This window comes from Bacillus sp. SIMBA_008 (assembly GCF_046535495.1).
In the GTDB taxonomy this organism is placed as follows: Bacteria; Bacillota; Bacilli; order Bacillales; family Bacillaceae; genus Bacillus; species Bacillus subtilis.
In genome coordinates this window covers 1-373 of record NZ_JAWRWL010000094.1, presented here as the reverse complement: position 1 = coordinate 373, position 373 = coordinate 1, and the positions used below count along the sequence as shown (strand labels likewise).

At 42.6% G+C, this 373-nt stretch carries 1 protein-coding gene; it reads left to right on the top strand.

Annotated elements, in window-relative coordinates; genetic code table 11:
- The coding region (locus SB658_RS22300) for an SDR family oxidoreductase (RefSeq protein WP_410602383.1) at nt 1–250 on the top strand (250 nt) is incomplete at its 5' end.
- Between the last annotated feature and the right edge of the window lie 123 nt (nt 251–373).

Sequence of the window (373 nt, the reverse complement as noted above, 5' to 3'; positions counted from 1 at the left end):
AATCAGATGCAATGTTGTCTCTCCTGGCTCTACCGCAACACCTATGCAATGGGCTTTATGGTCTGATGAACAAGGAGCAGACCATGTGATCAAAGGGTCATTAGAGACGTATAAAACCGGTATTCCATTACAAAAAATCGCTGATCCTCAAAACATCGCTGATGCAGTCATCTTCTTTGCGTCTGAACAATCCAGTCATATTACGATGCAGAATCTCACGATTGATGGTGGCGCAACACTCGGAATCTAGCATTTCATCAAAAAGGAGGCCTTTTCATGAAACATTCATTATTGCCGTCAGAAGAAAAAGTACAGTTGATTCAAGACTATCAGCCAGGCGCTTTTTTCCTTGCTTCCCCTAGACGTACAATAC